This window comes from Aestuariicoccus sp. MJ-SS9 (assembly GCF_032586235.1).
Classification (GTDB): domain Bacteria; phylum Pseudomonadota; class Alphaproteobacteria; order Rhodobacterales; family Rhodobacteraceae; genus Aestuariicoccus.
In genome coordinates, this window is record NZ_JAWHTD010000069.1 from 1 (window position 1) to 11,939 (window position 11,939).

Below are 11,939 nucleotides of genomic sequence, written 5' to 3' on the forward strand. Positions count from 1 at the left end.
ATGCCCCGTTCGGCAAGCATGTCCTCGACATCGCGATAGCTCAGTGGAAACCGGAAGTAGAGCCAGACGGCATGCTGAATGATCGCCGGAGGGAACCGGTGGCGGGCGTAGGAGAAATGGCGCATGCAGGGCCATATACTCAAACTTGCTCGATCGCCAACCGGTTAACGTGACAGCGCCATCTGACCTTATAAACCCATAGCCCGCTCGCAGCGCGCCTGAGCGTCGCGCAGGGCGGCGGCGGGTTTCTTGTTCCGCAACAGCATGGTGTGGATTTCCTCGCCTAGGATGCGCACAAGCGTGTTCAATTGCGGCACGGCCGGGCGCGCCCAGGTCTGAAGCTGGCCCGCGCGTGCCATCTGGTCCACGGTGGCAATGACCGGGCGGCCATGCGCCACGACCGGATCGTTGCAGACGCTGAAACGCGAACTCACAAGGCTGCCATTCTCGATATAGAGTTTCGTGGCCGCTGCCGAAGTCAGGGTGCGTGCAGCCTTGGTCACGTCGCCGATCCGCGCGGGTTTAAGGTTCGCGGGCACGCAGATATTCCAGCCGCCCAGCGGCGCGCTGCGCGGTACGCCGGGCGCCGTTGGATGGGGCAGATAGCCGGTGCGTCCATAGCCTGGCGAGTCCGGCTGGTTCTCGATCATCGGCAGGATCTGGGTGTAGCAATAGCCCATCGCCGCCTGCCCATCGGCATAGCAGCGCGCGCGCTCATACCAAGACATCTGCAGCACGTTGGGCGGCGACCAGGAGAGAAGCTCAACCAGAAAATCCGCCGCTTCCAGAGCCTGGTTACTGTCGAGCATCGGGATGAGCTCGTCGGCGGCAAGCTGCTGGTCCCGGAAGCCGTTGCCCATGCGCGGCAGGTTGAGGACGGGTTGGCCGAAATCCGCCATTAGCATCATGAAACTTGTCCCCACCGGCGTTCCACGCGCGCCATTCCAGCAGATACCACTCAACCCACGGGCCGACCCGTGCAGCTGGCGTGCGCACGCGAGCACCTCGCTGAGATATTGCGGTGGATCGAGTCCGTGTTGCTCAAATATGTCAGTACGGTAGAGGAACAACTCCGGCGTGGTCTGGACAGGAATGCCGTAGAGCGCCTCGTCCCGCTGCACTGTGGAAAGCGCCTCCGGATGAAAATCCATAAGGTCGCGCGTCTCACCACCCTCGGACATCTGGACAGGGCGAATGGCATCAGCCTGGATCATTTCCTCCATCCAGCAGACATCGCAGGTGACCAGATCATAGCGTGACTGTCTACGCCCGGCGTTGTTGCGAATTTCCTGGTGCAGCCGGTCAATGCTGAGCGCACGAACCTCGATTTCTGCCCCGAAGTGCATCTCGAACTGGCGCTTCAGTTTCTGCATTGCCATGAAACCAGCATCGGCATGTAGAAGGATGCGCAAACCGCCGGGTAAGTTGAGCTTGCTGGACATCACAGGCAGCGGGGCAACCGCGGCGGTTGCCAGATAAGAGGCGCCAAAGAAATAATCCATGTCTTCCGATAGTCCGAACGCGCCGCCCAGTAACGACTTGACCCTACGCAGATAGTTGACCCAGGCGTCGATCAATTGCCGCGTCGGGTGCAGCGAAAACGTCTTGCCGCTGCGGGTGCGGGGACGTTTGACGATAAGCCCTGTCTCGACCATCTCCTCGATAAGACGATGCGCTGTGCCGCGCGCAAGACCGGAGCTGTCGATCAGCGATGACGGTGTTTCCAGTCGTCCGCGAAGATGCGATCGCATGAGCTGAACCATGATCGGCACCTCGCGCGCGGGCATGCCCAGCAAGAGAGCATCCTGGGTTTCCGCCATGAACCGGCTGACGAATTCGAGAAACCGCTCCAACTCATGGGCCGACATCTCGTTGAAAAAATTCCCAGGGTCGGCTGTATTCGGTGGCTTGGATTCCAGTTTCGTCATTTTTGTGTGATCAAACGCGCGTTTTGACATGATCCTATGAAGGATAGCGCAACCGGATTTGCATGGCACCGTAAAAAAATTCCAACCTGGACAAACCGGACGTTGAGACAGGGCGCCAAGCTGGCAACACTGAAGGAAATCGCTGTCGAAGGGAGGATAACATGCTGCGTTTCGGAATCATTGGAACCGGCCGCATCGGGGACATGCATGCGCGACTGGTCGCATTGCAGCCCGATGCTACCGTGACCTGTTGCTTTGATGTCTTTGAGGACAGCGCCAAGGCGACGGCCGCAGCGGTCGGTGCCCGCGCGACAACGGATATCGACGCGCTCTTGGGAGCGGACGATGTCGATGCCGTCCTGATTGCTTCGCCAACCAACACGCATGTTGAGATGATCTTGCGGTCAGCCGAGGCTGGCAAACCGATCCTGTGCGAAAAGCCGATCGACGTTGATATCAACAAGGTCGAGGAATGCAAAGAAAAGCTCAAAGCCTTTGATGTCCCGTTGCAGCTGGGCTTTAACCGGAGGTTCGATCCCAGCCATGCCGGGGTGCAGCAGGCTGTGGCGCGTGGGGATGTGGGTGCGCTTGAGCTTCTGGTGATCACCAGCCGCGATCCTGGTCCGCCTCCGCCGCGCGCTATCCTTGAGGCCTGTGGCGGGTTGTTTCGCGACACCACGATCCACGACATGGACATGGCCCGTTTCGTGATGGGCGAAGACCCGGTGGAGGTCTTCACCATGGCCGCCAACCGGGTTGACCCGATCTTTGCCGAGTTGAACGACGTGGACACGGCCATGATCGTAATGCGCGGAGCGTCCGGCGCGCTCTGCCATATCAACAACTCACGGCGCACCAATTATGGCTATGATCAGCGCGTCGAGGCTTTCGGTGCCGAGGGCATGGTGCGGTCGAACAATCACCGCCCCTCCGAAGTCTCGCGCTATGGTTCGGGGGGCACGGCAACGCGTGATGAGCTGCTGTATTTCTTCATCGAACGCTACCGCGCAGCCTATGAGGCGGAGATCCGCGACTTCATCGACCAGTTGACGGCCGGAAAACCGCCCAATGTGACCTTCGAGGATGGTCGGCGCGCGCTGCTGCTCTCGGAGGCGGCGCTCAAATCCTACGAAACGAACAAGCCGGTGGAGGTGGATTACGCATGACGGAATATCAGAGCCCATATGGTAATGCCGCCTATCACGCGGCTTCTGACACGGACGTGCCGCTGGATCGGCAATTCGAAGGCAAGGTAGCGGTAGTCACCGGCTCGACCCAAGGCCTTGGGCTGACGGCCGTAAAGCTGATGCTGCGGCGCGGGCTCAAGGGCGCGCTGATCATGGGACGCAAAGCAGCCGAGGGAAGTGCTGCCGCGGAGGCCCTGAGCACCCCGCAACAGCGCGTGGTTTACCATCAGGCTGATCTGAGCGATCTGGACGATTGCCAGTCGGTCCATGACCGCGCGATCCGGGAATTCGGCAGTTACGACATCCTGGTGAACTCCGCCGGGATTACTGACCGCGGTGGCATTCTGGACGGGGATGCAGCGCTCTGGGAACGAACCTTTGCGATCAATGCGCGGGCGCCATTCTTTCTGATGCAAAACGCAGCCAATCACTGGCGCGATGCGGGTAAACCCGGAACGGTGGTCAATGTGGCAACGGTAACAGCGCATGGCGGTGTGCCGTTCCTGACGGTCTATGCCGCGTCCAAGGCGGCCTTGGTGGCAACGACAAAGAATGCGGCCTTTTCGTTGATGCGTGACGGGATACGCGTCAACGCGCTGGCCATTGGATGGATGGACACGCCCGCCGAGGACATCACGCAGAAAACCTTTCACGAAATGCCAGATGGCTGGCAGAAAGAGGCCGGGGCGAAACTACCGGCCGGGCGGCTCTTGAACATGAACGAGGTGGCGCGCTGGATCGCGCATCTGGCGAGCGACGAGTCCGGCATCATGACCGGGTCGATCCTCGATTTCGACCAAGGGGTTATCGGCTGCTACGAGGCAACTCCGCTGCCCGAGAAGCTGCCCTGAGATTCCAACAATCAACCAAAAATGACCGGCGCAATACCGGCTGACATAGAAATTCATTCTGGGAGGAAGACATGACTATCACGACTCTGCTGAGAAAGACGGTACTGGCAACCGCGCTATCCGTTGGCGCCCAAGCGGCGATGGCCGAGACCATCGGAGTCTCCTGGGCCCGGTTTCAGGAAGAACGCTGGAAGACCGACGAAGCCGCGCTCAAGGAAAGGCTGGAAGAGCTGGGGCATAACTTGCTGACCGCCGATGCGCGCGGATCGGTCGAGCGGCAGGCGGCCGATATCGAGGGGCTTCTGGCCCGCGGGGCCGAGGTTTTGCTGGTCGTCGGCCACGATACAACCGCAGTCATCCCGGCCGTGGAGCGGGCGCTAGCCGAGGGCGTTCCGGTCATTGCCTATGAGCGGCAGATCAAGCATCCGGACGTGACCTATATCGGCTTCGATCCCGTGCTGGTGGGCGAAGCGCAGGCGCGCGCGCTGATGGAGGTCCAGCCGGAAGGCAACTACGTGTTGATCAAGGGTGGCCAACAAGACCAGTACGCCCACGGCACGTTCCAAGGGCAGATGAATGTCATTTCCGAAGCTGTCGAAAGCGGAAAGATCAACATCATCGCCGAGCAATGGACCACGGACTGGAAGCCCGAGGTGGCACAATCCAACATGGAAAACATCATCACGGCCCATGGCGACAGTATCGAAGCGGTCTTGAGTTCCAATGACGGCATGGCGTCGGGGGTTGCTGCGGCTCTGGAGCAGGCCGGGATGCTGGGGCTGCCGCTGTCGGGTCAGGATGGCGATATTGCAGCGGTGAACCGTATTGCGCGCGGCGCCCAGACCATGACAGCCTGGAAAGATGTGCGCGTCCTGGGGCGCGCGGCTGCAGAGCTTGCCAACGCGATTGCGGGCGGAACAGACCCGATGACCCTGGACGGGGCGACCACCTTTGTCGATGAAGAGATGGGCATCGAGCAAGCGGCCCTGCCGCTTGAGCCGGTGACAATCACGATCGAAAACATTGACCTCATGGTCGACGCCGGCTGGATCACCACCGAAGAAGTCTGCCGTGGTGTCGAAAGTGGCAAGTTGTCCCTCTGCGACTGATTTTCCATCACAAGAGCGGACCGTGCCCCGGGGCACGGTCCGGCATTTGTATTTTGCGAAAAGGGTTGGGAATTTTGGCACTTGGCGTTGCGCTGAAACGAATGGATGAGGGCTCGCGTCGGCTTCTGGCCCTGGCTCTGTCGCTTGTGGCAATCTGGGCGGTGTTCCAGGTCTTGACGGGCGGGCTCTTCCTGACGCCCAGAAACTTTTACAACCTCGCCGTTCAGTCGAGCACCGTTGCGGTGCTGACCATCGGAATGGTCATGGTCATCATGACCCGGAATATCGACTTGTCCGTAGGGTCGATTCTCGGCCTGACGGGCATGGTTATTGCCCTTTTGCAGATCGAGGTATTTCCGGCCGATGCCGCCTGGAACTGGCCGCTTACGGTTCTTTTGGGGCTTGCTTTGGGCACGGTAATCGGGCTCTGGCAAGGGTTTCTGGTGGCCTATATCGGCATTCCGTCCTTCGTGGTTACGCTCGCCGGATTGCTGATCTTTCGTGGCGCGACCTTTGAAGTGGCACAGGGGCAGACACTGTCCCCCTTTCAGAACATCTATCGGATTTTTGGCGGCGGCGCGGCTGGCTCCCTTGGCGAAACGGCCTCATGGATCGTCGCGGCGCTGTGTGCGGGGATTGCCGGGATATTGATCATGCGCGCCCGTCGGGACAGGTTGCTCCTGGTAACGACCGCGCTTGGCATTGCAGGGCTCGTTGCGGCGGTTGCCATGTTCAACGCCTATGACCGGCCCCGAAGCGAGCTTGGCCACGGTATCCCGTCAACGATCCTGATCCTCGGCTGCCTTGCGGCCATTGCCGTCTTTGTCATGCGCCGGATGCCGATCGGAACGCATATCCTCGCCGTAGGCAAGGACGTGGAGGCCGCGCGTCTGGTGGGTGTGCCGACACGGCGCGTCGTGCTCAAGGTCTTTGCCGCCATGGGGGCGCTTTGTGCCGTGGGGGCAATCATCACGACGGCGCGTCTGAATGCCGGGACGACCAATCTTGGCACCTTGATGGAATTGAACGTCATCGCCGCGGCGGTGATCGGGGGCGCATCGCTGGATGGTGGCCGCGGGTCGATCATCGGCGGCGTACTGGGTGCTTTCGTCATTCAGAGCCTCGATACGGGGCTGGTGTTGCTGGGTGTGTCGAGTTCGATGCGGCAAATCCTGATCGGCTTCGTGCTCATTGGTGCGGTCTGGTTTGACCGTGTCGCAGCCCGGCATCGTTAGGAGGCGACAATGGACCGGTTGGTTGAAATCGAACATGTCAGCAAGCTCTTCGGCGGGGTTCATGCGCTGGAAAACGTCTCGATGGGGCTGTCTCAGGGCGAAGTGGTGGGCGTTGTCGGGCATAATGGCGCGGGCAAATCCACCCTCATGAAAGTCCTTTCAGGCGCGTTGCGGCCCGACGGCGGACATATCCGCATGGACGGCCAGGAGGTTGACATCGACAGCCCGATCACGGCGCATCATCTTGGAATCGAGATGATTTTTCAGGATCTTGCTCTGTTGGACAATCTCAATGCGGTGGAGAATTTCTTCCTGGGCCGCGAACTCACGCGCCGGGTATTCGGCGTGACGGTGAGCGACAAACGGCGGATGCGCGAGATCGCATCCCGCGCTCTGGCCGAAATCAACCCCAATTTCCGCAATATCGACACCGAAGTGGGCAACATGTCCGGCGGACAGCGCCAATCCATCTCGATCGCGCGCGCCGTGCACAGCGATACCCGCTTGCTCATCATGGATGAGCCGACGGCGGCGCTAGGCCCGGAGGAGACAGAGATGGTCCGCCAGCTGGTGCGACGGCTCAAGGATCAGGGGATCGGCATCTTTCTCATCGGGCATGATCTGCAGGATGTCATCACCCTGTCGGACCGGATCGTCGCGATGCGGGGTGGACAGGTGGTTGGTGAGGTTGCCGCGGGCAGTGTCAGCGAGGACGAGCTTCTGGGCATGATCATTGCCGGCCGCTGCCCGGACCACGGCACTCCTGGCCCCGGCGCCCGCGCCTGATCCACGGACGGCTGTTCCAGATTGGACAGAACGCGAGGCGACGCGTCGGTGGCGACGGAATAAAGTCTTTGCAGCGATACCAGTGTGGAACCAAGTCGCGGAACTCCGTCAGCGTGACGGCCAAGATACCGGTCTGACGCGAGAAAAGTCAGCCAATTCCAAGGGAGGAGTCGAAATGACATTCAAGAAAAGATTCACAGGAACCAGCACCCTGACAGCCATCGCGCTGACCGGGTTTGCGGCGGCGCCGGCGATGGCGCAAGAAGAGGCAAGTGTCTTCTTCATGTTGCCGAATTCGACAACGATCCGCTTCGAGCGTCGCGACGCGCCGCTGTATGTCGCTGCCATGAAAGAGCGGATGCCCGACGCCACGGTGACCGTTCAGAACGGCGAAGGTGATCCGGAGCGTCAGCAACGGCTGGTCGAGGATGCGCTGGCGCAGGGGGCAGACCTGATCGTCTATACCTCGTCCGACGCCAACCTGGCGGCCGGAGCGCTCAAGGCGGCGGAAGAGGCAGGGGTGCCCGTCTTGCTGTACGAGCATGACGCGATTGGCGGCAAGGCCGAGGCCCATGTGCTTTTCAATGCCCGCGCTGTGGGCCAGGCTCAGGGCAAGCGCGCCGCCGAACTGATCGAGGCGATGCCCGAAGGCACGGTTCGTATCGCCCGCGTTAAGGGCAACCAGGGGGAATACGGCACCACGCAATATGAGCTGGGCCAGAATGAATACCTGGATCAGCTGATCGAATCCGGCCGCGTCGAGGTGGTCTGCGAAGACTTCACCCCCAACTGGGACCCGGTTCAGGCGCAGGCATTCGCCGAGAACTGCCTGACCCGCACCGGCGGCAATGTGGACATGTTTCTTGGCATGAATGACGGCACAACCGGCGGCTCTGTCGCGGCGCTGATCAGCCAAGGCTATCAGAAGGGCGAGGTTGTCGTCACCGGCGGACAGGATGCCACCATCGAAGCAGTGCAATTCGTCGTCCAGGGCTGGCAGGACAACACGATCTTCAAGGACCTACGTGTGATGGCCGAAGCTGCGGCCGATCTGTCGGTCAACATCCTGAACGGCGAAGACCTTTCCAGCGACTGGATCAATGACGCCGTCAACAACGAGTTCATGGACGTCCCCGCCGCCTTCCTACCCGTCGACAACGTGACCATCGACAATGTCGCGACCGTCGTGGAGGCTGGTCTCTATACTTGGGAGCAGATCTGCGAGGGCGCGGAAGATACCCAGATCTGCCAGGACAACATGTAACTGCCAGATCCATGCAGATCGGGTGTCGGCGGTAGTGGCCGCCGACACTGATAAAATCAGGGGCGACAACAGATGACCGAACCCATCCTCCGCTTGCGCGGTATCACCAAGCATTTCGGCGGCGTCAAGGCGTTGACCGATGTCTCGCTTGATCTCGAACCGGGCAAGGTCGTGGCCCTTGTCGGTGACAACGGCGCCGGGAAATCGACCCTTGTAAAGGTAATGGCGGGCGCGCATCGCCCCGACAGTGGCGAGTACCTGTTTGAAGGGCGCAAGGTCGAGGCGGCGACCCCGGCCAGTGTTGCGGATATGGGTGTGCAGACGGTCTATCAGGACCTCGCTCTGTGCAACAATCTCGACGCGGTGCAAAACCTCTTTCTGGGGCGAGAACTGACCGGCCCATGGTGGACCGGGTTTCGCGTGACCCGCGCCTCGGCCGAGAGAAGGGCGAAGGACGTGCTCAGACGTATGCGGCTCGACTCGATTTCTCTTAGCCGCAATGTGGGTGCCATGTCCGGCGGTCAGCGTCAGAATATAGCCATCGCCCGGTCTATTCTGTGGGAGCCAAAGGTTGTCCTCCTGGATGAACCAACCGCGGCGCTCAGTCACTCGGCGGCGGAACAGGTCGGCAATCTGGTGCGCGAGCTGGCTTCGCATGGGCTGGCGGTGCTGGTCATCAGCCACGACATTCACCACTTTGTTCTGGACAATACGGACCGCATCGAGGTGCTGCGGCTGGGGCGGAACGCGGGCAGTTTCAATTCCAAGGACGTGACCGGCGAACAGGTGGTCAACGTAATGGTCGGCGGCGATGAGTCCGTCAACATGGCCGGATAAGGCGGGCAATCCGATGACAGATACAACAGTGACACCCAAGACGACCGCGCCCGCGAAACGAGGCCTCACTGAAAGATTGGGCAATGAATTGCGCTTTGTCCCAGTGGCGCTGGGGCTGGTTGCGCTGTTTCTTTTTTTCGCGACGCAATCCGATGTCTTCCTGACCAGCCGCAATCTCAACAATCTGATGATCCAGTCCACCGTGACCGGGATCATCGCGCTAGGGTTGGTCTTTGTCCTTCTTACCGGCGAAATCGACCTGTCTGTGGCCGCTACCTCCGGCGTCGCAGCGGTGTTCATGGCCAAGATGGTCGTGGATGCCGGGCTCCCGATCCCCCTCGCCATCCTCCTGGGCGTGGGGATCGGATTGCTCATCGGGGCCTTGTCCGCGCGATGGGTCACCCTGATAGGCGTGCCCTCTTTCGTGGTCACGCTGGGGGTCGGACTTGTGCTCAACGGGGTGCAGCTGCTGCTCCTGCCCAATACCGGACGCTACAACCTGCTCAATACCGGGGTCGAAAAACTGGCCGCCACCTACGTGTCGGGGCCCGGCGCATGGGCGCTGGTGCTGATCGCGATCGCGCTGTTTGCGCTGATCCGGGTGACCACGTTCCGTTCGCGGCAGAACGCGGGTTTGCCTGCCTCACTGGGTGGCGGCGTTTTCGTTCCCGTGGCCGTTGTCGGAGCGGTGTTGATCGCCTTGCTCATGTTCCTTGAAAACCAACGTGGTCTGCCGATGCCGGTGATCCTGTTCATCGGTTTGTTGGGGGTGACGTCCTATATTGCCCATGAAACCAGGTTCGGCACCTATCTTTATGCTATCGGCGACAATGCCGAAGCCGCGCGCCGCGCCGGTATCAAGGTCGACCGAATCAAGATCACCGCCTTTGCCATCGCCGGTGGCATGGCCGCCTTTGGCGGTATACTTTCGGCCTCGCGCATCCTCGGTGTCTCGGTCTCCTCCGGCGGCGGGGTCGGCGGCGGTGCCTTGCTGCTAGAAAGCATTGCGGCCGCCGTCATTGGCGGGGTCTCTCTCTTTGGCGGGCGCGGCATGGTGATCGGCGCGCTTTTCGGGGCGCTGATCATCGGCACCGTGTCCAACGGCCTCAATCTGATGGGCGTGGCCAATGAAGCGCGGCTGATCGTGACGGGCTTGTTGCTGGTTCTGGCGGTTTCCATCGATCGCGGCATCGAGAAACTGGCTGGTCCGGCCGGATAGATCAGAGGCGTAGGATATCTGATGATCCTATGCGCCGTCGTGAGCTGATTTTGCTCTCGCGATGCAGGCGCAACCAAGGACTGCCCGCGCCCCGTAAACACGTGTGGGAACACCGCTTTGGTGTTCCGGAGCTTTGTCATTGAGGCCTGTTGTTGCTTTGAGCAGCGCCAAAACTACGCGTGCAACGATTTCCCATTTAGACCAGTGTCCGCCCGATCCAGCGACTGCTATCGGCGCGTTTTACTCATTCAAACGGCGCGTAGCATCGAGCAAAAAGGGCTCTTCCAAGACATCTGAGCAAAATGATCAGATGACCGCTGGACGGCGGTAAGAAGCCGTCAGAGCCGACGGAACCGAAGAGACGCGCTCGAACGACGGCTTTCACCGGCTCCAGACGTTCGCCGTAATCGAGGTTAGGTCTGGCTTGCGGACAATCCAGACCTATGCCTCAGGAATGCCTGCCTGTCGCATCGCATCATAGAACTCTGGCCGATTTTCAACGGCGGATGGAGGCACAGAGTCGCGCAGTTTTTGCACGGTTATCTGAGGATAGGCGGCAAGAAGCTTTTCATATGCCTCCTTCGCGCCGTTCTCTCGGCCGAGGTAGGTGTTCAGGGCCGCAATGAAGCGGTAGGCCCACGCGACCCCAGGGGCTAGCGTCATACCATGCGTTATCCGTTCCAATGCCTCCTCATATCGACCTTCGCGCATGTATGTCGCGCCGCGACCAAACTCGATGTTGAAAAGAAACGGATCGAGCGGGCTAAGGGCCTCGGCGCGATCAAAACTTGCGAGAGCTTTCGCACCTTGACCTGAGTAGCTTTGGTTCCACCCTGTTCGCATCCAACCCCAGGCGCTGCTTGGGTCAAGCGCAAGTGCCCGATCAAGGAACGACCGGCTAAACGCATGATCAGACGATGCCTGGTCGAAGGCCGCTCCGATCGCCACCATTGATGGGACGTGGTCACCCACGAATTGAGCTGCGCGGCGTGCAAGCTTCAAAGCCTCAGATTTCGCGGAACGAGGGTCGTCCGACCAGATGTACGAGGACTGTTGAGCAAGCGCCCACGCTTTGAATGCAAGGGCTGGCCCGTAATCGTCGGAAATGGCGAGGGCCCGGTCGAAGAGTTGAAGCGCGCGCGCGTTGCTGTCTTCTTGGTGAGACCACATTTGCGGAAGTGCGGTTAGGAACAACTCGTAGGCACTTCGGTTCTGCGGCGGTGTTGTTCTGGCCCGCGCGATTTCGGCTGACCGAAGCGAGGGCAGAATTCGACCTGCGACGCTGGCGGCTATCCGATCTTGAAGGTCAAACAGATCGTCAAGCCGGTCATTGAAACGTTCCGACCAGACTGTACGTCCCTCATCTCTCTCTGCCAGTTTCACCGAAATCCGAACTCGCTCTCCGACGCGTTGGACGGACCCTTCGACAACGTAATCGACACTAAGTAGTCGGGTCTGAACAACGCCCAACGCTCTGAATTTATGTGAGAAATGTCTTATTTTGTTGGCTTTGGCCTGCAGGG

The 11,939-nt window shown here is 60.4% G+C and carries 10 protein-coding genes and 1 pseudogene; 8 read left to right on the plus strand and 3 right to left on the minus strand.

All coding sequences use genetic code 11. The annotated features are described in order from the left end of the window. Positions 1–125 (minus strand): annotated as a pseudogene (locus RXV88_RS22060) (IS6 family transposase); the annotation flags it as partial. Between the two features lie 63 nt (positions 126–188). After that, positions 189–1,928, minus strand: coding sequence for an ABC transporter substrate-binding protein (locus RXV88_RS22065; protein ID WP_316295792.1), 1,740 nt, complete (start codon positions 1,926–1,928; stop codon positions 189–191). Positions 1,929–2,089: 161 nt separating this feature from the next. Between RXV88_RS22065 and iolG the strand changes: the two genes are divergently transcribed. The 8 genes from iolG (at position 2,090) to RXV88_RS22105 (ending at position 10,416) form a co-directional block, all read left to right on the plus strand. Further along, on the plus strand, positions 2,090–3,094 hold the full coding sequence (iolG, locus tag RXV88_RS22070) for an inositol 2-dehydrogenase (RefSeq protein ID WP_316295795.1): 1,005 nt from the start codon (positions 2,090–2,092) through the stop codon (positions 3,092–3,094). Continuing rightward, a complete protein-coding gene (locus tag RXV88_RS22075; RefSeq protein ID WP_316295798.1) occupies positions 3,091–3,966 on the plus strand; it encodes an SDR family oxidoreductase in 876 nt (291 codons plus the stop codon). Before iolG ends, RXV88_RS22075 begins: the two co-directional genes overlap by 4 nt. Positions 3,967–4,037: 71 nt before the next feature. Then, entirely contained in the window at positions 4,038–5,075 is a 1,038-nt protein-coding gene (locus RXV88_RS22080) for a substrate-binding domain-containing protein (RefSeq protein ID WP_316295800.1), read from the plus strand. Between the two features lie 65 nt (positions 5,076–5,140). Continuing rightward, positions 5,141–6,310 carry an ABC transporter permease subunit gene (locus RXV88_RS22085; RefSeq protein WP_316295802.1) on the plus strand — a complete coding sequence of 390 codons (1,170 nt, stop codon included), beginning with the start codon at positions 5,141–5,143 and terminating at the stop codon, positions 6,308–6,310. 9 nt (positions 6,311–6,319) lie between these two features. Next, complete coding sequence (locus tag RXV88_RS22090; RefSeq protein WP_316295804.1) at positions 6,320–7,096, plus strand: ATP-binding cassette domain-containing protein; 777 nt, start codon at positions 6,320–6,322, stop codon at positions 7,094–7,096. 175 nt (positions 7,097–7,271) lie between these two features. After that, entirely contained in the window at positions 7,272–8,360 is a 1,089-nt protein-coding gene (locus RXV88_RS22095; protein ID WP_316295806.1) for a sugar ABC transporter substrate-binding protein, read from the plus strand. A 72-nt stretch (positions 8,361–8,432) separates the two neighbouring features. Next, positions 8,433–9,197 (plus strand): ATP-binding cassette domain-containing protein, encoded by a 765-nt coding sequence (locus tag RXV88_RS22100; RefSeq protein WP_316295811.1) that lies wholly within the window; start codon positions 8,433–8,435, stop codon positions 9,195–9,197. 103 nt (positions 9,198–9,300) lie between these two features. Then, complete coding sequence (locus tag RXV88_RS22105; protein ID WP_316295813.1) at positions 9,301–10,416, plus strand: ABC transporter permease subunit; 1,116 nt, start codon at positions 9,301–9,303, stop codon at positions 10,414–10,416. Positions 10,417–10,857: 441 nt separating this feature from the next. On the opposite strand, the gene RXV88_RS22110 is transcribed toward RXV88_RS22105, so the two are convergent. Beyond that, on the minus strand, positions 10,858–11,939 hold a 1,082-nt coding region (locus tag RXV88_RS22110), incomplete at its 5' end, for a hypothetical protein (RefSeq protein WP_316295814.1).

Bases quoted from the DNA above. Each gene is read 5' to 3' on its own strand.
- RXV88_RS22100 (WP_316295811.1), top strand. From the start codon at position 8,433: ATGACCGAACCCATCCTCCGCTTGCGCGGTATCACCAAGCATTTCGGC.
- RXV88_RS22075 (WP_316295798.1), top strand. From the start codon at position 3,091: ATGACGGAATATCAGAGCCCATATGGTAATGCCGCCTATCACGCGGCT.
- RXV88_RS22065 (WP_316295792.1), bottom strand. From the start codon at position 1,928: ATGACGAAACTGGAATCCAAGCCACCGAATACAGCCGACCCTGGGAAT.
- iolG (WP_316295795.1), top strand. From the start codon at position 2,090: ATGCTGCGTTTCGGAATCATTGGAACCGGCCGCATCGGGGACATGCAT.
- RXV88_RS22095 (WP_316295806.1), top strand. From the start codon at position 7,272: ATGACATTCAAGAAAAGATTCACAGGAACCAGCACCCTGACAGCCATC.
- RXV88_RS22080 (WP_316295800.1), top strand. From the start codon at position 4,038: ATGACTATCACGACTCTGCTGAGAAAGACGGTACTGGCAACCGCGCTA.
- RXV88_RS22090 (WP_316295804.1), top strand. From the start codon at position 6,320: ATGGACCGGTTGGTTGAAATCGAACATGTCAGCAAGCTCTTCGGCGGG.